The following is a 20,456-nucleotide window of genomic DNA, read 5'->3' as shown; positions in this document are numbered from 1 at the left end:
TCCTTTTTATACAATCAATTACATCTAAATAACTGGAGATCCTCATGGAAAACTTGAACATGGACCTGCTGTACATCGCTGCTGCAATGATGATGGGTCTGGCTGCTATCGGCGCTTCCATCGGTATCGGTATCTTGGGTGGCAAGTTCCTGGAAGGTGCTGCTCGTCAACCGGATCTGATCCCTGTTCTGCGTACCCAGTTCTTCATCGTAATGGGTCTGGTGGATGCGATCCCGATGATCGCCGTTGGTCTGGGTCTGTACGTGATGTTTGCGGTTGCTGGCTAAGTCGTTACGACTCTCTAGGCATAACCCATTAACTAACTTAAGAGGACATCGGCTGTGAATATCAATGCCACCCTCCTCGGCCAAGCAATTGCTTTTTTCTTCTTCGTAGTGTTTTGCATGAAGTACGTATGGCCGCCGCTGATTGCTGCCATCGAAGCCCGTCAGAAAGCTATTGCTGACGGTCTATCTTCTGCCGAGCGTGCCAAGAAAGATCTGGATTTGGCCAAGGCCAACGCCACCGATCAGCTGAAAGAAGCCAAGCTGCAGGCTGCTGAAATCATTGAACAGGCTAACAAACGTAAAGCCCAGATCATTGATGAAGCTGCCGCTGGTGCCCAGTCTGAGCGGGAAAAAATCCTGGCTCAGGGCCGTGCCGAGATCGAAGCTGAACGTCATCGTGCCAAAGAAGAACTGCGTAAGCAGGTTGCTGCTCTTGCCATTGCTGGTGCAGAGAAGATCCTGGCGCGTCAAATCGACCAGGCTGCCAACAGCGACATCGTCGACAAACTGGTAGCAGAACTGTAACGGGAACGGGGCTATGTCTGAACTGACTACAATCGCTCGCCCCTACGCCAAGGCTGCTTTCGAGTTTGCCGTTGAGCACAAGGCGGTTGACCAGTGGCTGGGTATGCTCGGTTTCGCTGCGCAAGTAGTGGAAAACGAGACCATGCACAACCTGGTAAACGGCTCTGTGGCCGCCGAAGAGCTGGCAACGCTGTTTGTCGGTGTCTGCGGTGAGCAACTCGACGTGCATGGCCAGAACCTGATCCGGGTGATGGCCGAGAATGGTCGCTTGGGTGTGCTGCCGGCGGTCGTTGCTGAATTTGTAGCATTCAAAGCTGAACTGGATAAAGAGGTTCAGGCTGACGTGATTTCGGCGATCGAACTGACCGACCAGCAGAAAGCCAATATTCAGGCTTCTCTGGAACAACGTCTCGCGCGCAAAGTGAAGCTGAATTGCAGCATCGATGCGTCCTTGATGGCCGGGGTGCTCATCAAGGCCGGTGATCTGGTAATCGACGGCACAGTCCGCGGTAAGCTGGATCGCATGGCTGACGCGCTGCAATCTTGATTGGGGTATTAGAGCATGCAACTGAATTCCACTGAAATCGCCGAGCTGATCAAGCAGCGCATTGCGCAGTTTGATGTAAAGAGCGAAGCGCGTAACGAAGGTACTATCGTCTCTGTGAGCGACGGTATCATTCGTATTCACGGCCTGGCTGATGCCATGCAGGGTGAGATGATCGAGCTGCCGGGCAACCGCTACGCTCTGGCATTGAACCTGGAGCGTGACTCCGTCGGTGCGGTGATTATGGGTTCCTATGACGGTCTGTCAGAAGGAATGAAAGTAAAAGGTACTGGCCGTATTCTGGAAGTGCCGGTAGGTCGTGGTCTGTTGGGCCGGGTGTTGAACACCCTGGGTCAGCCGATCGACGGTAAAGGTCCGATCGACAACGACGGCTTCTCGCCGATCGAAGTGATCGCACCGGGCGTTATCGAGCGTAAGTCTGTTGACCAGCCGGTCCAGACCGGTCTGAAAGCCATCGATGCCATGATCCCAATCGGTCGTGGCCAGCGTGAGCTGATCATCGGTGACCGTCAGGTTGGTAAGACCGCCATCGCGATCGACACCATCATCAACCAGAAAGATTCCGGCATTAAGTGTGTTTACGTTGCGATTGGCCAGAAGGCCTCCACCATCGCCAACGTGGTGCGCAAGCTGGAAGAGCACGGCGCCCTGGCCAACACCATTGTGGTTGTTGCCTCTGCCTCCGAAGCGGCTGCCCTGCAGTACCTAGCTCCGTATGCCGGTTGCTCCATGGGTGAGTACTTCCGTGACCGCGGTGAAGACGCGCTGATCATCTATGATGACCTGTCCAAGCAGGCCGTAGCTTATCGCCAGATCTCCCTGCTGCTGCGCCGTCCGCCAGGACGTGAAGCTTACCCGGGTGACGTTTTCTATCTGCACTCCCGTTTGCTGGAGCGTGCAGCTCGCGTTAACGCCGAGTACGTAGAGAAGTTCACCAAGGGTGAAGTGAAAGGCAAAACCGGTTCTTTGACCGCACTGCCAATCATCGAAACCCAGGCGGGTGACGTATCTGCGTTCGTTCCGACCAACGTGATCTCCATCACCGATGGTCAGATCTTCCTGACTTCACAGCTGTTCAACTCCGGTATTCGTCCGGCGGTTGACCCGGGTATCTCCGTATCCCGTGTAGGTGGTGCTGCTCAGACCAAGATCGTCAAGAAGCTGTCCGGTGGTATCCGTACCGCGCTGGCCCAGTATCGCGAACTGGCGGCATTCGCCCAGTTCTCTTCCGATCTGGACGAGGCGACTCGCAAGCAGCTGGATCACGGTGTGAAAGTGACCGAGCTGATGAAGCAGAAGCAGTACTCTCCGCTGAGCGTGGCTCACCAGTCTCTGGTGTTGTTCGCCGCCGAGAAAGGCTATCTCTCCGATGTCGAGCTGAACAAGATCGTCGACTTCGAAGCCGCTCTGCTCTCTTACGCCAATACCCAGCATGCCGAGCTGATGGCTGAAATCAATGCCAAAGCCGACTACAACGACGCGATCGTTGGCAAGCTGACTGCGTTGCTGGATAGCTTCAAAGCAACCCAGACCTGGTAAGCGTGTGTGGCAGCGTGAGCTGCCACTTGATGGAGAGTAAGAGATGGCCGGCGCAAAAGAGATACGTAACAAGATCGGGAGTGTGAAAAACACTCAGAAGATCACCGGCGCTATGGAAATGGTGGCAGCAAGCAAAATGCGCCGTGCGCAGGAACGCATGTCTGCCAGCCGTCCGTACGCTGAAACCATGCGCAAGGTGATCGGCCATATCGCTCAGGGGAACTTGGAATACAAGCACCCCTACCTCATCGAACGTGAGGTCAAGCGAGTGGGTTACATCGTCGTCTCCACCGACCGTGGCCTGTGTGGTGGTCTGAACATCAACCTGTTCAAGGCTGCCCTCAATGATATGAAGCAATGGAGCGCGAAAGGTGCCAAGGTTGACCTGGCACTGATCGGTAACAAGGCCTCCAACTTCTTTGAACGGCACGGCGCCAAGGTTAAAGCTCATGTCGCAGGACTGGGCGATAGTCCGAGCGTCAATGACCTGATTGGTTCAGTCAAGGTCATGCTGAAGGCTTACGACAACGGTGAGATTGACAAGCTGTATCTGGTGTACAACAAGTTCGTCAACACCATGGTGCAGCAACCACGGGTCGATCAACTGCTGCCTTTGCCCGTAACTGAAGACAGCAAGCTCGCCAAGAAACACCACTGGGATTACCTCTATGAGCCGGATCCCAAGAAGCTGCTGGATACCCTGCTGGTTCGCTACGTCGAATCTCAGGTTTACCAGGGTGTAGTGGAAAACTTGGCAAGTGAACAGGCAGCCCGAATGGTTGCCATGCAAGCCGCGACTGACAACGCCGGTAACCTGATTAACGATCTGCAACTGGTATACAACAAGGCCCGTCAGGCCAGTATTACCCAGGAGCTGACAGAGATCGTATCCGGTGCTGCTGCGGTGTAAGGCAAGGGTTATCAAAGGTTTAGAGGATTTGACATGAGTAACGGTTTCATCGTCCAAATCATCGGCGCTGTGGTGGACATCGAGTTCCCGCAGGATGCCGTGCCCCAGGTGTACGATGCACTGAAGGTCGTTAGCGAAGGTCAAGGCCAGGGTCTGGTGCTGGAAGTTCAGCAACAGATCGGTGGCGGCGTCGTTCGTTGCATCACCATGGGCTCCTCCGACGGTCTGCGTCGTGGGTTGGAAGTAGTGAATAGCGGTAAATCCATCCAGGTTCCGGTCGGTACTGCGACTCTGGGTCGGATCATGAACGTACTGGGCGAGCCAATCGACGAAAAAGGTCCGATCGGTGAAGAAGAGTGCTGGTCTATCCACCGCGCTGCCCCCAGCTACGAAGATCAGTCCAACAGCAACGATCTGCTGGAAACCGGCATCAAGGTTATCGACCTGGTATGCCCGTTCGCCAAGGGTGGTAAAGTTGGTCTGTTCGGTGGTGCCGGTGTAGGCAAAACCGTAAACATGATGGAGCTGATCCGTAACATCGCGATCGAGCACAGTGGTTACTCTGTATTCGCCGGTGTAGGTGAGCGTACCCGTGAGGGTAACGACTTCTACCACGAGATGATGGAGTCCAACGTACTGGACAAAGTATCTCTGGTTTACGGTCAGATGAACGAGCCGCCCGGAAACCGTCTGCGCGTTGCGCTGACCGGCCTGACCATGGCCGAGAAGTTCCGTGACGAAGGTCGTGACGTGCTGTTCTTCGTGGACAACATCTATCGTTACACCCTGGCCGGTACTGAAGTATCCGCACTGCTGGGCCGTATGCCTTCCGCAGTAGGTTACCAGCCGACTCTGGCCGAGGAGATGGGTGTTCTGCAAGAACGTATCACCTCCACCAAGACCGGTTCCATCACCTCCGTACAGGCCGTTTACGTGCCTGCGGATGACTTGACTGACCCGTCTCCGGCGACCACCTTCGCCCACCTGGATGCGACCGTCGTACTGTCCCGTCAAATCGCGGCACTGGGTATCTACCCGGCCGTTGACCCGCTGGACTCTACCTCTCGTCAGCTGGATCCGCTGGTTGTTGGCAAAGAGCACTACGAGACTGCTCGTGGCGTTCAGACCGTACTGCAGCGCTACAAAGAGCTGAAGGACATCATCGCCATCCTGGGTATGGATGAACTGTCAGAAGAAGACAAACTGACCGTAGCCCGTGCCCGTAAGATCGAGCGTTTCCTGTCCCAGCCGTTCTTCGTAGCAGAAGTGTTTACCGGTTCTCCGGGTAAATACGTGCCGCTGAAAGAGACCATTCGTGGTTTCCAGGGCATCCTGAAAGGCGAGTATGACGATCTGCCCGAGCAGGCGTTCTACATGGTTGGCGGTATCGACGAAGTCGTCGAGAAATCCAAGAAACTGTAAGCCTCGACAGGAGGGCCCATGGCAGAGATGATCTCCTTTCACCTGGACGTGGTGAGCGCCGAAGGAAAACTGTTTTCCGGTCGCGTGCAATCCGCTCAGGTATCAGGCTCCGAAGGTGAGTTGGGTCTCCGCCACGGTCATGCTCCGTTGCTGACTGCCATCAAGCCGGGTCTGGTCCGCTTGGTGAAGCAGAACGGAACTGAAGAGGTGCTGTACATCTCCGGCGGTATGCTGGAAGTACAACCTGAATCCGTGACCGTGCTGGCGGACACCGCGATTCGTGCTGACGACTTGGATGAGGCGAAAGCCCAAGAAGCCAAGCGCGCAGCCGAAGAGCGGATCCACAGCTCCCATGGTGATATCGACTACGCCCAGGCCGCTACCGAGCTGGCCAAGGCGATGGCTCAACTGCGAGTTATCGATATCGTCAAAAAGAATTACCGCTAATAACGGTGATGTAAAAAGCGACCTTCGGGTCGCTTTTTTTTTACCCGTTGGATAGACTCCGCCGAGTATTTCTCATGTTCCAAAGGCCAATTTATGTCCCTCAACGTCGTGATCCTGGCTGCGGGTAAAGGTACCCGTATGCGTTCCGTTCTGCCCAAGGTACTGCACCCGGTAGCCAACAAACCCATGGTTTCCCATGTGATCGATACTGCCCGTCAGGTCGGTGCCGAGCAGCTGCATCTGGTTTATGGCCACGGTGCCGAGCTGCTGAAAGAGCGGATCGTGGCGGCTGATGTGAACTGGGTGCTGCAAGCTCAGCAGCTGGGGACAGGTCACGCCGTCGCCCAGGCCATCCCGTTTTGGAAGGATGAAGACGATGTGCTGGTGCTCTACGGCGATACCCCGCTGATCCAGCCAGAGACCCTGCAGCGACTGCTGGCTGCCAAGGCTGAAAACGGGATGGCACTGCTGACCGTAGTGCTCGACAACCCGACCGGCTATGGCCGTATCGTCCGTGAAAATGGTCAGGTAGTCGGCATCGTCGAGCAGAAGGATGCCAATGCCGAACAGCTGGCGATCCGCGAGGTGAACACCGGCGTGCTGGTGGCCAACGGCGGTCAGCTGCGCAGCTGGCTATCCCGTCTGGACAACAAGAATGCCCAGGGCGAATTCTACCTGACCGACGTGATCGCCATGGCGCACGGCGATGGCTGTCCGATCGCGGCGGTCCATCCGGAGCGTGCCGCCGAGGTGGAAGGGGCCAACAACCGGGTCCAGCTGGCTGCCCTTGAACGCAGCTACCAGCAGATGCAGGCCGAGAAGCTGATGATCGCCGGTGCCACCCTGATTGACCCTGCCCGCTTCGATCTGCGCGGAACCCTCGAGATCGGTGAAGAGGTGGTGATCGACGTCAACGTGATTATCGAAGGCAAGGTAACCCTCGGCAACCACGTCCGTATTGGTGCCGGTGCCGTGCTGAAGGATTGTGTCATTGGCGATCACACCGAAGTGAAGCCCTACTCCATCGTTGAAGGGGCTCAGGTGGCGGATCAGTGCTCGGTCGGCCCGTTTGCCCGTCTGCGCCCGGGTGCCGTGCTGGAGCAGGATGCCCACGTCGGCAACTTCGTCGAGATGAAGAAGGCTCGTTTGGGGGTTGGTTCCAAGTGCGGTCATTTGACCTATCTGGGTGATGCCGAGATCGGAGCCGGGGTAAATATCGGTGCTGGTACCATCACCTGCAACTACGACGGGGTCAACAAATTCCAGACCATCATCGAGGATGATGTGTTCGTCGGTTCCGATACCCAGCTGGTGGCGCCGGTGCGCATCGGTAAGGGGGCGACTCTGGGGGCGGGTTCTACCATCACCAAGGATGTGGCCGAGAACGAGCTGGTGATCACCCGGGTGCCCCAGCGCCACATCAAGAACTGGGCTCGCCCGGTCAAGAAGAAGTGATGCCCGATCAATAAAATAGAACCGGCGCCTGATGGCGCCGGTTTTTTTGGCCTATGACTGATGGCTGGTGTCACTGGTCGATGACTGGGGGGCCGCCCATGTGGTGGCGGGGGGCGCTGTAGTCCATCACCTGATACCAGTCGAGCTTGCGGGTCAGCAGCATGATCAGCGCCAGGGTGGCGAACAAGAGCAGGGCCCCGAGCAGCAGAGCAATCTCTTCGGCTTGCAGCAGGCTGTAGAGGATGGCATAGACCAGCCCGAGCAGCGCTGCGAAGCCGATCCCCTGTTTCGGGCCACCCAGCACATGACTGAGGTAGAAGCCGTTGAGCAGTACGCTGGCCAGTGCGGCCACCAGATAGGCCCAGCCAAAACCGAGGTGTTCGGTCAGGGCCAGCAGCACCAGATAGAAGATAGCCAGCCCCATGCCTACCAGCGCGTACTGGATCGGGTGAACCCTCAGCCCCTTGAGCAGCTCGAACATAAAGAAGCTGATAAAGGTGAGGCCGATGAAGAGCAGGGCATATTTGGCCGCCCGTTCGTTGAGCTGATAGTGATCCACCGGCTGCACCAGACTGACGCTGAAGCTGGGGAGATGTTTGGAGGCGCTTTGGATCATGTCAGGGAACTGATTCTCCATATCTGTGGCAAACCAACTTGTCTGCCAGTCAGCATTGAAACCTTGATCTTTTACTGTACGGGTGGTGGGCAGGAAATCGCCCAGGAAGTTGGGGTGGGGCCAGTTACCGGACAAGGTTAGTTTGCTGTCACGACCGACCGGAATCAGGGTGAATTTTTCCATACCCTGTAGGGAAATCTTTATATCGAACCACCCTCCTTGCTGTTGTTTGGTGGTTAGCGGGACATGCACGCCGGATCGGTTGCCAAGCCGTGCACCGGGGGTGACAGTCAGTAGCTCGTTGGCGAAGGTGATGGTTGGTATCTGAATGATGCCTCGAGCGTCGGAGACGATTAGGCTGAGATAGGGTTGGCCGGGTATGCTGTCACGTGGTGGCTGCCAATCAGGGACCGCTGGTAATTGGCCGGTTAGAGTGACGTTAGCCTGATACAGCTGGGCTTGGTAGATCCCCAGTTTGCGTGGTGTTACCTCCATATTCGCTGTGGCCGTTAACTGTTCTGGCAAGAGGTAGCGGTAGCGTGTCTCTACCTCTCTCCGAGTTTCCTTACCATTGGTCATAATCAGCTCTCTTGTATACGGGAGGACAATTACGGGGCCTATTAGGCGCTGCGGTCCGCTCGTACTGGCCATTATCTGTTTGATGGCTTGTGCGCGGTAAGCCTGACGCTCCCGGTTCAGCTCCATGATGGATTGCACCGGCACCATCAACAGCAGGCTGAGCAACAGCAGCAGAAAGATCTTGTGGGTGAATATCTGTTTGACCATGACACGTCTCCTTGTTCTGTGGAGTGAGTCTGTCAGTCTGGCGTGAAGTGGTGATGGGCTTGTGTGAAGTGGCTGTGAACTGAGCAAAACGGCGCCATCAGGCGCCGTCTGATTGTTCAGGGGCGGGAGCGCACCAGCCGGGCGGCTTGCGCGAAGCGATCGGTATGGCCATCGATCACTCCGTGTATAAAGTCGATGTAGTAGACCAGTTCCGGCATCTCCTCGATGGTGCTGGATGTCCAGTAGGGAGCGGCATTTTCCCCGTTGTCATGGATGTCCGGAAAGAAGCTGGGGTCTGTCATCGGCGCCCGGCAATTTTCGTCGAGCAGGGTGAAGAGCTCCTCTATGGTGGGGAGACGCCACCCCTCGCCAAGGCGGGCCGCTTCATCCTTGGCTTCAAGCAGCGTCAGCAGGGCCGGTGTGCCCACGCATCCTTTCCCCTCCTGCCACTCGCTGCCCAGACTGCACGCCTGCCATTCGAGCTGGTTGAGCCGATCATGGATGACTCCCCCTTGCCGACTCAGGCGATCGGAGAGGTCGCAGGCGGCCAGCGCCATGCTGGCTGGAAGCCAGAGCAGCCACAGGAATAATTTCATTTTTGTCTCTTGTGCGGATGGCGGTCAGCCCGGTGTCGGCGGGCTGACCCTGATGATCGGAGTGGGCTGCGAAGCTTTGGCCTCCAGCCCTGTCGTCAGGTTATGTGGGGATCAGAGTTTCTTGAGTTGCGCGGGCAGGGCGGCCAGCACCTCTTCTTTCGCCTTGAGGGAGGCGAACTGCTTGCCAGGCTTTTGCACCACGGTATGGACGAAGATCAGCTGCTTGCCCGGTTTGCTGGCCCAGCCGACGAACCAGCCGATCTGCTGATCGCGGTTTAGGCTGCCATCCAGCTTCTTCGGGTAGCCCATGCCGGTCTTGCCGTGGATCTGCCAGCCGTCGATCTCGCTCACCTTGAGGATATTGGCGGTGTACTGCAGGGTCTGCGCCGAGACCGGCAGCTTGCCGCTCAGCATCTTGCCGAGGAAGCGGGCCTGCTCCTCCGGACTGATGGCGAGGCTGGAGCTGAGCCAGGCCTGGGTCAGGCCGTCATGTTTGCCCGGATTGCCGGAGAGATCCCGGTTGCCGTAGTCGAAGCGGTCGACATATTGCTGGAAGCGCTCCATCCCCAGCCATTCGGTGATCTGCTGGGAGAACCAGACGACCGAGTAGGTTTCCCAGCGGCGCGGGGTGGTGGTTTCACGCCAGGCGGGCAGCCAGCCGTCATAGCTCGGTTTGTAAGGCAGTGCTGGATGCTCTTCATCCACCAGATAGCCGCTGTCGTAACCCATCAGCGCCAGCGGGATCTTGAAAGTGGACGCGGGCGGCAGCTGGCTGGAGCAGTCCCCTTCGCTGGAGAGGGTCTGGCCGTTGCCGTCAGCATAGAGAAAGCAGCCGCTGGCGGCGGAGGCAGGCTGGGCTGCGAGCAGACCGGCAGCCAGCAGGCTGGAGAGAAGCAGGCGGGACATAGCATTTCCTTGAGCAAATGGATGAGAGAAAGCGGCAGTCTAATGCCGCTTTGTGTGGGGAATGTGAAGTTGCGGGGGGACTAGGTGAATGGCAGCCAGAGTTCCGCCAGCGCGCCTCCCTCTGGCCGGTTGCTCAGGGTCAGACGGCCGCCATGCTGGTGGGCTACCTCATGGGCGAAGCTGAGCCCCAGACCGCTGCTCTTGCCCTTGTCCGGTCGTGGCAGCGAGTAGAAGCGCTCGAAGATGCGCGGCAGGGCGTAGTCGGGAATGCCGGGGCCGCTGTCGGTGACTCGAAAACAGTAGCCCTCCTCCTGCTGGCTGCCGCTCAGGGTGACCAGCCCGTTGGTGGGAGAGAAGTCGATGGCGTTATCCAGCAGGTTGCCGATGGCCTGCTCCACCAGCAGCGGATCCCACTTCTGTTTCGGCGCGCTGGCCAGCTTGGCCACCAACTCGACCTGACGGCGCTGGGCGATTATCTGGCGGGCGTCGAGGGTGCGCTTGCCCAGTTTCGCTGGCTCCACCGACTGGCGATCCAGCCCCTGCCCCGACTCCAGCCGCGCCAGTTGCAGCATTCGCTCGATCAGCTGCTGCATGCGCGCGGTTTCCAGATTGATGTTGCCGATAAACCGTTTGGCAACTTCGGGGGGCGGCGTTTCGGCCAAAATCTCCCCTGCCCCGCGAATGGCGGCCAGCGGGCTCTTCAGCTCGTGGGTCAGGCTGTGCACATAGGCTTCGATGTAGCTTTTGCCATCGAGCTGGTGGCGCATGGTCTCCAGTGAGCGGCCGAGCCGATCCAGCTCGACGGTGTGCAGCCGTGGCAGCGGTGCCGCCTCCCCCTTGCTGACCGAGTCGGCGTAGTGCACCAGCTTGCCGATGGCGCGGTTGAGCCACCACACCAGCAGGCTGCCGATCAGCAGCGAGATGAGTAGCATCTGGCCGCCGGCCCGCAGCAGCTCCTGTTCCCCCCGCTCAATGGCGGGCATCAGGGTGCGATTGGGTTTGGCGACGGTGAGGGAGCCGATGATCTCGGCCCCTTCCCGCAGCGGCGCTGCCACATACATGGTCGAGCTGGCGGCATCGTCGGGATCGGTGCGGGTGCTGCGGGCGCCATACTGGCCGCGCAGGGTGCGGTAGACATCGTTCCAGCGGGAATAATCCTTGCCCAGATCCGTGCCGTCGGAGTCGTAAATCACCATCCCCTTCTGGTCAGTGACATAGATGCGGTACTCCGCCTGCTGCTTGAGGTGGCCATCGATCATCGCATTGATGGGATTCTGGTTGAGGCGGGCGAAGGCGCTGGCCAACCGCCCGTTCATCATATTGCCCTCTTTCAGATCATCGAGGGCGAGCGGCGCCAGCAGCTGGGTCATGTCTACCAGAGTATCCTCGGTGGCGCTGCGCACCCCGGGTTTTATCTCCTCGACGAAGATCTCCAGTACAAACCAGGCGGCCAGCGCGAAGATCAGCAGCAGGCCGCACAGCAGTTGCAACCCGAGTCTCATGCCAGCTCCAGGCTGTAGCCCAGCCCGCGGTGGGTGAGGATCAGGTTGGCTTCTGGATCATGTTCGCGCAGCTTGGCGCGGATGGTCTTGATGTGGGTATCGACGGTGCGATCCAGACTCTCCTCCGCATCTTGCCACACCAGATCCATCAGCTGCTGGCGGGAGTAGACCCGCCCCGGCGCCTGCATCAGGGTCTTGAATAGTAGATATTCGTAGCGGGTGAGGGCCAGCGGTTGGCCGCGAAAGTGAATGCGGGCCCGCTCTTCATCCAGTACCAGCAGGGCGCTGGGTTGGGGGGCGACGGGTTGGCTGCGGCGCAGGATGACTCGCACCCGGGCACACACTTCCCTTGGCGAGAAGGGTTTGGCCACATAGTCGTCGGCACCGATCTCCAGTCCGATCAGCCGGTCTATCTCCTCGCTGCGGGCGGTGAGGAACATCAGGGGGATATCGGTCAGCGCCCTCACCTGCTTGCAGAGTTCGAAGCCGCTGATGTCGGGCAGCCCCACATCGAGGATCAGGAAGTCGGGTCGCGTCTGTTCCAGTCGTGTCAGCAACTGCTGGCCCAGCATGAACCACTCCACCTCAAACCCGTCGGTCTGCAGGGCGTAAATCAGGGTGTCGGCGATGCTGGCCTCATCCTCCACCAGCCAGATGACTCTCTTTTGCATGGCATCCTCGTCGCAAATTGGCACCCCATTCTGGCATCGAACTAAATCGGATCCTATTTGCTGTTTTATTTTTCCGAAAAAGGGGCTAATATTTCGATGTTCTTTCGAATCGAAACTTAAAAATGACCAAACGTAATACTCAACAACGCCGACACACCATAGTGACCCTGGTACAAGAGCAGGGTGAAGTGAGCGTCGACGCCCTCGCCAAACACTTTTCTACCTCCGAAGTGACTATCCGTAAAGATCTGGCGGTACTGGAGACCGGCGGTCTGCTGCTGCGTCGTTATGGTGGTGCCGTTCCCTTGCCGAGCGAGATGGTGGTCGAGGCCAATCCTGAACAAGTTTCGAACCGAAAGTTAGCCATTGCCCGTGCGGCGGCCGAGCGGCTGCGTGATCACAATCGTGTCATCATCGACAGCGGCAGCACCACCAGCGCCATGATCCCCATGCTGGGCAACAAGCGCGGCCTCATCGTGATGACCAACTCCCTCAATGTGGCCGGTGCCCTGCGCGAGCTGGAAAATGAGCCTACCCTGTTAATGACCGGTGGCACTTGGGACCCTCACTCCGAATCCTTCCAGGGGCAGGTGGCAGAACAGGTGTTGCGATCCTACGACTTCGACCAGCTATTTATCGGTGCCGACGGCATCGACCCGGAGCGTGGCACCACCACCTTCAACGAGCTGGTGGGCCTGTCGCGGGTCATGGCCGAGGTGTCGCGGGAGGTCATTGTGATGGTCGAATCGGAAAAGATCGGCCGCAAGATCCCCAATCTCGAACTTCCCTGGTCGAGCATCCATACCCTGGTGACCGACGAGGGGCTGGCCAGCGAGGCCAGAGAACAGATTCAAGCCCAGGGGGTGACGCTTATCTGCGCCCCGGTCACTTGCTGACACGAGCTCTGAACCATCCAACTGACTTTACGATTTGCATCTCAAGGAGAAGTGTATGTGTGGCATCGTCGGGGCTGTCGCCCAACGTGATGTGGCTGAAATTCTGGTAGAGGGCCTGCGCCGTCTGGAGTACCGCGGTTATGACTCCGCCGGTGTGGCCGTGTTCAGCGCCAACCAGCCGTTGCAGCGGGTTCGCCGTCTGGGCAAGGTGGCCGAGCTGGCCAAGGCGCTCGACGAGCAGTCCGTCCATGGTGGTACCGGCATCGCCCATACCCGCTGGGCCACTCACGGCGAGCCCTCCGAGCGCAATGCCCACCCCCACGTCTCCGAGCATATCGTGGTGGTACACAACGGCATCATCGAGAACCACGAAGAGCTGCGGGAAGAGTTGAAGGCGCTGGGCTATGTGTTCAGCTCCGACACTGATACCGAGGTGATTGCCCATCTGGTCCATCACGAGCTGAAGAGCACCGGCAGCCTGCTGGCCGCCATGCAGACTGCGGTGAAGCAGCTGCGCGGTGCCTACGGTACCGTGGTGATGGATAGCCGCGACGACAGCCGCGTGGTGGTTGCCCGTTCCGGTTCACCGCTGGTGATCGGCCGCGGTATCGGCGAGAACTTTATCGCCTCCGACCAGATGGCGCTGCTGCCGGTGACCCGTCGTTTCATCTTCCTGGAAGAGGGTGATGTGGCCGAAGTGACCCGTCGCGATGTGCATATCTTCGATACCAACGGTAACGCCGTGGTGCGTGAAGAGCAGGAGTCCGAACTCTCCCACGATGCCGGTGACAAGGGTGAATACCGTCACTACATGCTCAAAGAGATCCACGAGCAACCCAAAGCGATCACCAACACCCTGGAAGGGCGTCTGGGCAGCGATCACGTGGTGGTCGAATCGTTCGGCAACGGCGCTCGCGCCATCTTTGACAAGGTCGAGCACGTCCAGATCGTCGCCTGCGGCACCTCCTATCACTCCGGCATGGTGGCTCGCTACTGGTTCGAAGAGATCGCTGGCGTCTCCTGCGATGTGGAGATCGCCTCCGAGTTCCGCTATCGCAAATCGGTAGTGCGCCCCAACAGCCTGCTGGTGACCCTCTCCCAGAGCGGCGAGACTGCCGATACCCTGGCGGCGCTGCGTCTGGCCAAGGAATCCGGCTACATGAGCTCGCTGGCTATCTGCAACGTGCCGGGCTCCTCGCTGGTGCGTGAATCGGATCTGGCCTTTATGACCCGCGCGGGGGCAGAAATTGGAGTGGCCTCCACCAAGGCGTTCACCACCCAGCTGGCTGGCCTGCTGATGCTGGTGGCCTCGGTCGGTCACTGCCGTGGCCACCTGAGCGCCGCCGCCGAGGCTGAACTGGTCAAGGCGCTGCAAGCCCTGCCGCTGCGTATTAAAGAGAGTCTGGCGCTGGCCAAGGATATCGAAACCCTGGCCGAAGAGTTTGCCGACAAGCAGCACAGCCTGTTCCTCGGCCGCGGCAGCCAGTACCCCATCGCCATGGAGGGGGCGCTCAAGCTCAAAGAGATCTCCTACATCCACGCCGAAGCCTATGCCGCTGGCGAGCTGAAGCACGGCCCGCTGGCGCTGATCGATGCCGAGATGCCCATCATTGTGGTGGCGCCGAACAACGATCTGCTGGAGAAGCTCAAGTCCAACGTGGAAGAGGTGCGCGCCCGTGGCGGTATCCTCTACGTGTTCGCCGATGCCGATACCGGCTTCAAGAGCGACGAGACCATGCGGGTCATGAACCTCAACCACGTGGAAGAGGTGATCGCCCCCATCGTCTATACCGTGCCGCTGCAGCTGCTCTCCTACCACGTTGCCCTGATCAAGGGCACTGACGTGGACCAGCCGCGCAACTTGGCAAAATCGGTGACCGTTGAGTAAGTCACTCTCTCAAATGAAAAAGAGCCGCAATTGCGGCTCTTTTTGTTTCGGCTGAGGGTTACGACAGCCGCAGGTTGGTGATGGTGACCTCGTCGAGGGAGGGCACTATGATGCCGCTGGTGATCCCTTTGGCGATGGCCTGACTGCGGTTCTTTGAGTCGGTCTTGTTGGTCACCTGGGTCAGGTGAAAGTTGACCGTCCGCTCACTGATGCCGAGGATGGTGGCGATCTCCCAGGAGGTCTTGCCCTCGCTGGCCCAGAACAGGCACTCCTTCTCCCGATCCGACAGTTCGGTCAGGTATTTCATCATATCCGGTCTGCTTTTTATCAGTTGCAGCGCGGAGTTGAAGATGTAGCTGGCGCAGAACGACAGCAGCGGGACATTTTCAAACATCAGGTCGGAGTTGGATTTCTCCTTGGTGATGAATGAGAGGATGCCGTGCTCCCCCTGCGGGGTGTGCAGCGGAAAGGAGACGCCATTGCGTACCCCGAAATCGGCGGCCAGGTTCATCACGTCGCGGCTGGCGCTGGGCAGCCAGGGAGAGTCGCAGTCGAGCTTGTTCCAGAAGATCGGCTGGGTCTGTTTCAACCCCAGATAGACCACCGGATCCTGGGTCAGATACTGGTTTTCGCTGTAGGCGTCAAACCAGGTGGTCGGACAGTTGTTGAACAGTGCCACGTGGGATTTTTGCATGCTGATGGGGAAAATAATCAGCAGCCGAAAGTAATCAAAGCCCATTTGATGACTGAAGCGCTCCAGCAGTTGCTGGATATCGCTGGTTTTTGTTGCCTTGGTGAACTTGTCGATATGTTCCCAGATCGCATCGTTGAGCATTACTTTCTCCTTTTTCGATCTCTATCACACTGATCGAAAAGATTTTTTATCGTTATTTATATTTGTGCGGTGGCTATTGGCGCCACTTATTCCGTGCGTGCTTAAAAATTATCCTGTTTTTGTGCATAAAGGCCAAGAAAATCCTCTCGTTGCCAGTCCGCCCTGCATTTGAGATAATGATAATAGTTATCATTAGTAAGATGTATTTCAATGAACAAATTATGGGGTGTGGCCCTGCTGCCACTGTCAGTCCACTTTGCTGCCATCGGGGATGAGCTGGTTGCTCCCGCCCTCAAGAACAGCATAGCTGCCGGGAAAGCCTCCCAGCAGCGGGTGGAAAAAGCCGCCGATGCCGCCGTTGCCGCACGACTGGAGCTGCAAAATGCCCAACTGCAACTGCGCGATCTCGAAGCCTACAACCGCTACATGCAATCTCTGGTGGCCGATCAGCAAAATGAGCTGGGTAAATTGAGCCAGCAGCTGGAAGCGGTGCAAGAGACCCGTCAGGGCTTGATCCCGCTGATGTTGCAGATGCAGGCAGATCTGGAACAGCTGGTGCAAAACGACATCCCGCTGCGCAAGGAAGATCGGCTGGCGCGGGTTGAACAGTTGAAAGCGACCCTGGCCCGCGCAGACGTTAGCGAGGCAGAGAAATTCCGTCAGCTGCTGCAGGCCTATCAGATTGAAGCCGAGTACGGCAGCCGGATGGACAGCTATTCCGCCGAGCTGGAGCTGGATGGTGCTCCGCGTCGGGTCGATGTGCTGGCGCTGGGTCGGGTCTCCCTGCTGGCGATGACGGCCGATCGCAGTCAGGCATGGTGCTGGTCTGCCGAGGCGAAGCAGTGGCAAGCCCTCGACAGCCAGTGGCTCTCCCCTATCGCCGAGGCGATGGATGTGGCCGCCGACAAGAAAGTTCCCCAGTTGCTCAATGTCCCCCTCTCTGTCAGCCGCAGTCAGGAGGCCCAATCATGAGAGTCACCATGAAGTGGTTCCCCCTCCTTATTGCCCTCTCCTGCGGTGCCAATGCCGCTGTCGCTGATGAGTGGCAGCAGCAGGAACAGGCTCGTGAACAGCAGGCTCAGCAAGATCTGGCGACCGTTGCCAAGGAGCTCGGCACTGCCCGCGCCAGACTGGCTGAGGCCCAGCGCCTGAGCAAGGAGCTGGCCGGCAAGTTCGCCAGCAACGAGAAGCAGCTGGTCGAGCTTAACGCACAGTGGGAGCAAGCCTCCGGCGACATGAACGAGATATTCGCGGTCACCCGTCAGGGCGCCAGCGATGCGGTCAAGCTGCTGAGCGAATCCGCCGTAGAGGGCCAGTACCCGGAGCGTCTCGCCCCGCTGAAAACCATGGCACAGGATAAACAGGTGCCGGATCGCGCCGCCCTCGCCCTGCTGCCCGCCACGCTGCTGCAGGAGATCCGCGAATCTGGCCGGATTGCTCAGTTCAACGGCAAGGTGCTCGATGCCCAGGGGGCTGCCAGCGAGCAGTCGCTGACCCGGGTTGGCAGTTTTGCCCTGCTGGGGAGCGAAGGCTTCCTGCAACCGACCGCCGAAGGCTTGAGCCCGGTACTGGGTCTGCCCGGTAGCGTGCTCTTTGCCGTTGCGGCTTATCAGGGTCAGGAAGGGGAAGCGCTGCCGCTGGATCCTTCTCATGGCACTCTACTGGCGATGCTGGCACAGGCACCTACCTTCTGGCAGCAGGTACAGCAAGGTGGTCAGGTCGGCGCCATTATCGTGCTGCTGGCCGCTATCGGTTTGGGAATTGCGGCAGTACGGCTGTGGAGCCTCTCCCGCGAACTGGGTCGGGTGCGCCGCCAGCTCAAGAGCGGCGAGTATCACGCCGACAACGCCCTCGGCCGGGTGCTGACGGTGGCAGACAAACACCCCGAGCTGAGCATGGAGACCCTCGAGCTGCGTCTTGATGAGGCGATCCTGCAGGAGACCCCTCGCATGGAGCGCGGCATCGGCATGGTCAAGGTGATCGCGGCCATCGCCCCCATGCTGGGTCTGCTCGGTACCGTGACCGGGATGATCGGCACCTTCCAGGCCATCACCCAGTTTGGCACCGGCGATCCCAAGATCATGGCGGGCGGCATCTCCATGGCGCTGGTTACCACGGTACAGGGTCTGGTTGCGGCCATTCCGCTGATCCTGGCTCACAGCCTGCTGCAATCCCGCTTCACCGAGCTTTCCAATGTACTGGAGCAGCAGGTAGCCGGCATTCTGGCCGAGCGCGCCGAGAGCAATAACGGCGGGATGGAGCGAGCAGCATGATGCTCGACATCTGGCAACAGCTGCAGAGTTTCATGGGCCGTGGCGGCCCTGTGCTCTGGGTCATTCTGGCCCTGCTGGTGCTGATGTGGATTTTGATGATCGAGCGGCTGCTCTACCTCAATCTAGGTTTCGGCCCCTTGCAGCAACAGCTGCTCGGCCGCTGGCAGGCCCGCAGCGAGCGCCACAGCTGGCACGCCCGAGCGATCCGCAGCCGCTGGCTGGCACAGGCGGAGCTGGAACTGAACCGTCATCTGATCTTCATCCGCACCCTGGTGGTGCTCTGCCCCATGCTGGGGCTGCTGGGCACTGTGACCGGCATGATCGGCGTATTCGATGCGTTGGCTGCGGCCAACCGCTTTAACCCGGAGAGCATGGCGGGCGGGATCTCCCGCGCCACCATCCCCACCATGGCGGGCATGGTGGTGGCGCTCTCCGGCGTGTTGTTACTCAGTCGGCTCGAGAGTCAGGCCAAGCGTGCGCTGGCCAAGACCCGGGACGGCCTGCGAGAAGAGAAGGTAATGCAATGAGACGGCAATCCAAACGCCAGCGTGACGAAGTGCAGATCGACATGACCCCCATGCTGGATATCGTGTTCATCATGCTGATCTTCTTTATTGTCACCACCTCCTTCGTGCGTGAAGCCGGGCTCGAGGTACACAGACCCCAGGCCAGTCAGGCCAAGGCGCAGAAATCTTCCAGCATCATGCTGGCGATCGGGGCTCAGGGTCAGATTTTCCTCGACCGCAAGCAGATCGATGTGGAGCGGGTACAGGCCACCATCGCCCGTCTGCTGGCGGAGCAGCCCGATGCCAGCCTGGTGATCCAGGCCGACGAGCGAGTGCCCCATGGCAAGGTGGTGCGGGTGATGGATGAGGCCAAGGCGGCGGGTATCGCCAATATCGCCGTGGCGGTGGCGCCGAAATGAAATACAAGCTGATGAGCCTGGGGCTGGGGATCGCCCTCAGTCTGGGCATCCTGCTGTTCATGGCCACGCTGGTTGAACCGCCCCGGGGCGAGAAGGTGGCGAGCGAACAGAAGCCCATCGTCATCAATATGCAGAACGAGGTGACCGAGGTGCAGGTGCGCGAGCGTCCGGTGCCGCAGGAGCCTGAACCTCTGCCAGAGCCTCCCGCAGCATTGGCCTCGACACCGCTGCCGATGCCTGCCGCGGCCCCCTTGGCTGCCGTTGAGCCGAGTCTGGATCTGGTTTCCAGCCTCAGCGCGGTGCAGGTCTATGCCCCCGGAGTGGCGACCAGTACCGCACCGGTATTGAGTGGCAACTACCACGGCCAGCAGCAGGGAGTGGGTATCGGCGCAGGTGACATGCTGATGCCGCTGCAACGGATCGAGCCGGTCTACCCCTATCGTGCCCAGCAGTCAGGGATCGAAGGATTCGTCACCCTGCGCTTTAGCGTGAATGCCGAAGGTGGCGTGCAGGATGTGGAAGTGGTCGAGGCCAAGCCCAAGCGTCAGTTCGAGCGGGCGGCCATTCAGGCGATCAACAAGTGGCGCTATCAACCGAGACCGGGCGCTACCGACAAGCTGGTGCAAGTCATCACGCTCAAATTCAAACTGGAGTCATAACTATGTTGCGGATCTGGATCTGTCTGCTGGCCCTGGTCGGCCAAGCCTGTCTGGCGATGGAGGTCAGCCCTCACTTCTCCCGTCAGCTTGAACCCGTGATGAAGCTCTATCAGTCCGGTCAGTGGCAACAAGCCCAGAGCAAGGCGTCCGGCCTCAAGCCAAATAGCGATGCCGAGCGTGCCTGGCTGGCGCAGCTGCAAGCCTCGCTGGCGGCCAATCTGCAACAGACCGCCGAGGCGAGCCGTTATGTCGAACAGGCCCTTGCCTATAAAGAGTGGCCCGAGCAACAACAGCTCCAGTTGCTGCGACTGCGCGGCGATATTCAGGCCCAGCAATCCAACTGGTCTGGTGCCATCGCCAGCTACAAGGCGGCGCTGGCGCTCAAGCAAGACGATGCGCTGCGCCTGCGTCTGGCTGGCCTCTATTACCACAACAAGCAGTACGGTGACGCCGCCAGTCAGAGCGAACAGTTGTTGAAAAAGGGTTGGCAGAAGCAGGCCGCCATTATTCGTCTCTCCGCCCTCACCGCTCAGCAACGTTATGGCGTGGCGGCCGATCAGGCGGCTGAGTTGATCAGCCACGAACCCAAAGAGAGCAAATGGTGGCAACAGGCGGTATCGCTCAACCTCTCCGCCAAACGTGGCGATCAGGCGTTGGCTCTGTTGCAAACAGCTATCGACAGAAAACTGATGGATGATGCGTCTGCCCGCAATCAGCTGATCCGTCTCTATGCCTGGCAAGGGCTGCCTTATC

General features: G+C 59.0%; 22 protein-coding genes (1 of these 22 running past the window's edge). 16 read left to right on the top strand and 6 right to left on the bottom strand.

What is annotated here, in order from left to right; all coding sequences use genetic code 11:
- Positions 1-44 precede the first annotated feature (44 nt).
- From atpE to glmU, 8 genes are all read left to right on the top strand, one after another.
- Entirely contained in the window at positions 45-287 is a 243-nt protein-coding gene (gene atpE, locus ACTG2U_RS13125) for a F0F1 ATP synthase subunit C (protein ID WP_005307205.1), read from the top strand.
- Between the two features lie 54 nt (positions 288-341).
- A complete protein-coding gene (gene atpF, locus ACTG2U_RS13120) occupies positions 342-812 on the top strand; it encodes a F0F1 ATP synthase subunit B (protein WP_005339336.1) in 471 nt (156 codons plus the stop codon).
- A gap of 13 nt (positions 813-825) precedes the next feature.
- Complete coding sequence (atpH, locus tag ACTG2U_RS13115; protein WP_005339341.1) at positions 826-1,359, top strand: F0F1 ATP synthase subunit delta; 534 nt, start codon at positions 826-828, stop codon at positions 1,357-1,359.
- Positions 1,360-1,374: 15 nt separating this feature from the next.
- Positions 1,375-2,916, top strand: coding sequence for a F0F1 ATP synthase subunit alpha (gene atpA, locus ACTG2U_RS13110; protein ID WP_005339342.1), 1,542 nt, complete (start codon positions 1,375-1,377; stop codon positions 2,914-2,916).
- A gap of 43 nt (positions 2,917-2,959) precedes the next feature.
- A complete protein-coding gene (atpG, locus tag ACTG2U_RS13105) occupies positions 2,960-3,826 on the top strand; it encodes a F0F1 ATP synthase subunit gamma (RefSeq protein WP_005339343.1) in 867 nt (288 codons plus the stop codon).
- Positions 3,827-3,859: 33 nt separating this feature from the next.
- Positions 3,860-5,248 (top strand): F0F1 ATP synthase subunit beta, encoded by a 1,389-nt coding sequence (gene atpD / locus ACTG2U_RS13100; RefSeq protein WP_005342353.1) that lies wholly within the window; start codon positions 3,860-3,862, stop codon positions 5,246-5,248.
- Positions 5,249-5,266: 18 nt separating this feature from the next.
- The gene (locus ACTG2U_RS13095; RefSeq protein WP_005339345.1) at positions 5,267-5,695 is read left to right on the top strand and encodes a F0F1 ATP synthase subunit epsilon; all 429 of its coding nucleotides are present in this window, start codon (positions 5,267-5,269) and stop codon (positions 5,693-5,695) included.
- Positions 5,696-5,788: 93 nt separating this feature from the next.
- A complete protein-coding gene (gene glmU / locus ACTG2U_RS13090) occupies positions 5,789-7,150 on the top strand; it encodes a bifunctional UDP-N-acetylglucosamine diphosphorylase/glucosamine-1-phosphate N-acetyltransferase GlmU (protein WP_439974579.1) in 1,362 nt (453 codons plus the stop codon).
- A 70-nt stretch (positions 7,151-7,220) separates the two neighbouring features.
- On the opposite strand, the gene creD is transcribed toward glmU, so the two are convergent.
- The 5 genes from creD to blrA form a co-directional block, all read right to left on the bottom strand.
- On the bottom strand, positions 7,221-8,552 hold the full coding sequence (gene creD / locus ACTG2U_RS13085) for a cell envelope integrity protein CreD (RefSeq protein ID WP_439974578.1): 1,332 nt from the start codon (positions 8,550-8,552) through the stop codon (positions 7,221-7,223).
- A 116-nt stretch (positions 8,553-8,668) separates the two neighbouring features.
- Complete coding sequence (locus ACTG2U_RS13080; protein WP_439974577.1) at positions 8,669-9,148, bottom strand: DUF1566 domain-containing protein; 480 nt, start codon at positions 9,146-9,148, stop codon at positions 8,669-8,671.
- Between the two features lie 111 nt (positions 9,149-9,259).
- Entirely contained in the window at positions 9,260-10,054 is a 795-nt protein-coding gene (blaOXA, locus tag ACTG2U_RS13075) for an OXA-12 family class D beta-lactamase (protein WP_439974576.1), read from the bottom strand.
- Between the two features lie 80 nt (positions 10,055-10,134).
- On the bottom strand, positions 10,135-11,556 hold the full coding sequence (gene blrB / locus ACTG2U_RS13070) for a beta-lactam sensor histidine kinase BlrB (RefSeq protein WP_439974575.1): 1,422 nt from the start codon (positions 11,554-11,556) through the stop codon (positions 10,135-10,137).
- Positions 11,553-12,227: a beta-lactam response regulator transcription factor BlrA gene (gene blrA / locus ACTG2U_RS13065; RefSeq protein ID WP_439974573.1), complete on the bottom strand. Its 675-nt coding sequence runs from the start codon at positions 12,225-12,227 to the stop codon at positions 11,553-11,555. Before blrA ends, blrB begins: the two co-directional genes overlap by 4 nt.
- Positions 12,228-12,349: 122 nt before the next feature.
- Between blrA and ACTG2U_RS13060 the strand changes: the two genes are divergently transcribed.
- Together ACTG2U_RS13060 and glmS are read left to right on the top strand one after the other, a co-directional pair.
- Complete coding sequence (locus tag ACTG2U_RS13060) at positions 12,350-13,123, top strand: DeoR/GlpR family DNA-binding transcription regulator (RefSeq protein WP_005339356.1); 774 nt, start codon at positions 12,350-12,352, stop codon at positions 13,121-13,123.
- Positions 13,124-13,178: 55 nt separating this feature from the next.
- Positions 13,179-15,011: a glutamine--fructose-6-phosphate transaminase (isomerizing) gene (gene glmS, locus ACTG2U_RS13055; protein WP_439974572.1), complete on the top strand. Its 1,833-nt coding sequence runs from the start codon at positions 13,179-13,181 to the stop codon at positions 15,009-15,011.
- Positions 15,012-15,069: 58 nt separating this feature from the next.
- Here glmS and ACTG2U_RS13050 read toward each other — a convergent pair whose 3' ends face one another.
- Positions 15,070-15,846 (bottom strand): helix-turn-helix transcriptional regulator, encoded by a 777-nt coding sequence (locus ACTG2U_RS13050; RefSeq protein ID WP_005357256.1) that lies wholly within the window; start codon positions 15,844-15,846, stop codon positions 15,070-15,072.
- 210 nt (positions 15,847-16,056) lie between these two features.
- Between ACTG2U_RS13050 and ACTG2U_RS13045 the strand changes: the two genes are divergently transcribed.
- The 6 genes in view from ACTG2U_RS13045 to ACTG2U_RS13020 are tightly spaced (at most 2 nt apart) and all read left to right on the top strand, a layout consistent with a single transcriptional unit that may run on beyond the window.
- The gene (locus ACTG2U_RS13045) at positions 16,057-16,818 is read left to right on the top strand and encodes a DUF3450 domain-containing protein (protein ID WP_439974571.1); all 762 of its coding nucleotides are present in this window, start codon (positions 16,057-16,059) and stop codon (positions 16,816-16,818) included.
- Entirely contained in the window at positions 16,815-18,119 is a 1,305-nt protein-coding gene (locus tag ACTG2U_RS13040; RefSeq protein ID WP_429012938.1) for a MotA/TolQ/ExbB proton channel family protein, read from the top strand. The genes ACTG2U_RS13045 and ACTG2U_RS13040 overlap by 4 nt, the downstream gene beginning before the upstream one ends.
- Positions 18,116-18,646: a MotA/TolQ/ExbB proton channel family protein gene (locus tag ACTG2U_RS13035; RefSeq protein WP_005339367.1), complete on the top strand. Its 531-nt coding sequence runs from the start codon at positions 18,116-18,118 to the stop codon at positions 18,644-18,646. The genes ACTG2U_RS13040 and ACTG2U_RS13035 overlap by 4 nt, the downstream gene beginning before the upstream one ends.
- The gene (locus ACTG2U_RS13030; protein ID WP_005339369.1) at positions 18,643-19,044 is read left to right on the top strand and encodes an ExbD/TolR family protein; all 402 of its coding nucleotides are present in this window, start codon (positions 18,643-18,645) and stop codon (positions 19,042-19,044) included. Before ACTG2U_RS13035 ends, ACTG2U_RS13030 begins: the two co-directional genes overlap by 4 nt.
- Positions 19,041-19,703, top strand: coding sequence for an energy transducer TonB (locus ACTG2U_RS13025; protein WP_160882005.1), 663 nt, complete (start codon positions 19,041-19,043; stop codon positions 19,701-19,703). Before ACTG2U_RS13030 ends, ACTG2U_RS13025 begins: the two co-directional genes overlap by 4 nt.
- 2 nt (positions 19,704-19,705) lie before the next feature.
- Positions 19,706-20,456, top strand: the 5' portion of a protein-coding gene (locus ACTG2U_RS13020; protein WP_429012940.1) for a hypothetical protein. It continues 428 nt past the right edge of the window; only the first 751 of its 1,179 coding nucleotides appear in the window; its start codon is at positions 19,706-19,708; its stop codon lies beyond the right edge, outside the window.

It is taken from the genome of Aeromonas sp. 95A, assembly GCF_051919235.1.
Classification (GTDB): domain Bacteria; phylum Pseudomonadota; class Gammaproteobacteria; order Enterobacterales; family Aeromonadaceae; genus Aeromonas; species Aeromonas veronii.
Note: the sequence above shows the minus strand (reverse complement) of the source record. Positions and strands in the feature narration are given on the sequence as shown.

What these genes read in the sequence shown, in the direction of transcription:
- atpD (WP_005342353.1), top strand. Translation starts at nt 3,860, where the DNA reads ATGAGTAACGGTTTCATCGTCCAAATCATCGGCGCTGTGGTGGACATC.
- blrB (WP_439974575.1), bottom strand. Translation starts at nt 11,556, where the DNA reads ATGAGACTCGGGTTGCAACTGCTGTGCGGCCTGCTGCTGATCTTCGCG.
- atpE (WP_005307205.1), top strand. Translation starts at nt 45, where the DNA reads ATGGAAAACTTGAACATGGACCTGCTGTACATCGCTGCTGCAATGATG.
- ACTG2U_RS13045 (WP_439974571.1), top strand. Translation starts at nt 16,057, where the DNA reads ATGAACAAATTATGGGGTGTGGCCCTGCTGCCACTGTCAGTCCACTTT.
- creD (WP_439974578.1), bottom strand. Translation starts at nt 8,552, where the DNA reads ATGGTCAAACAGATATTCACCCACAAGATCTTTCTGCTGCTGTTGCTC.
- ACTG2U_RS13035 (WP_005339367.1), top strand. Translation starts at nt 18,116, where the DNA reads ATGATGCTCGACATCTGGCAACAGCTGCAGAGTTTCATGGGCCGTGGC.
- glmU (WP_439974579.1), top strand. Translation starts at nt 5,789, where the DNA reads ATGTCCCTCAACGTCGTGATCCTGGCTGCGGGTAAAGGTACCCGTATG.
- ACTG2U_RS13050 (WP_005357256.1), bottom strand. Translation starts at nt 15,846, where the DNA reads ATGCTCAACGATGCGATCTGGGAACATATCGACAAGTTCACCAAGGCA.
- ACTG2U_RS13080 (WP_439974577.1), bottom strand. Translation starts at nt 9,148, where the DNA reads ATGAAATTATTCCTGTGGCTGCTCTGGCTTCCAGCCAGCATGGCGCTG.
- ACTG2U_RS13095 (WP_005339345.1), top strand. Translation starts at nt 5,267, where the DNA reads ATGGCAGAGATGATCTCCTTTCACCTGGACGTGGTGAGCGCCGAAGGA.
- blrA (WP_439974573.1), bottom strand. Translation starts at nt 12,227, where the DNA reads ATGCAAAAGAGAGTCATCTGGCTGGTGGAGGATGAGGCCAGCATCGCC.
- ACTG2U_RS13030 (WP_005339369.1), top strand. Translation starts at nt 18,643, where the DNA reads ATGAGACGGCAATCCAAACGCCAGCGTGACGAAGTGCAGATCGACATG.
- atpG (WP_005339343.1), top strand. Translation starts at nt 2,960, where the DNA reads ATGGCCGGCGCAAAAGAGATACGTAACAAGATCGGGAGTGTGAAAAAC.
- blaOXA (WP_439974576.1), bottom strand. Translation starts at nt 10,054, where the DNA reads ATGTCCCGCCTGCTTCTCTCCAGCCTGCTGGCTGCCGGTCTGCTCGCA.
- glmS (WP_439974572.1), top strand. Translation starts at nt 13,179, where the DNA reads ATGTGTGGCATCGTCGGGGCTGTCGCCCAACGTGATGTGGCTGAAATT.
- atpA (WP_005339342.1), top strand. Translation starts at nt 1,375, where the DNA reads ATGCAACTGAATTCCACTGAAATCGCCGAGCTGATCAAGCAGCGCATT.
- ACTG2U_RS13025 (WP_160882005.1), top strand. Translation starts at nt 19,041, where the DNA reads ATGAAATACAAGCTGATGAGCCTGGGGCTGGGGATCGCCCTCAGTCTG.
- ACTG2U_RS13040 (WP_429012938.1), top strand. Translation starts at nt 16,815, where the DNA reads ATGAGAGTCACCATGAAGTGGTTCCCCCTCCTTATTGCCCTCTCCTGC.
- atpH (WP_005339341.1), top strand. Translation starts at nt 826, where the DNA reads ATGTCTGAACTGACTACAATCGCTCGCCCCTACGCCAAGGCTGCTTTC.
- ACTG2U_RS13060 (WP_005339356.1), top strand. Translation starts at nt 12,350, where the DNA reads ATGACCAAACGTAATACTCAACAACGCCGACACACCATAGTGACCCTG.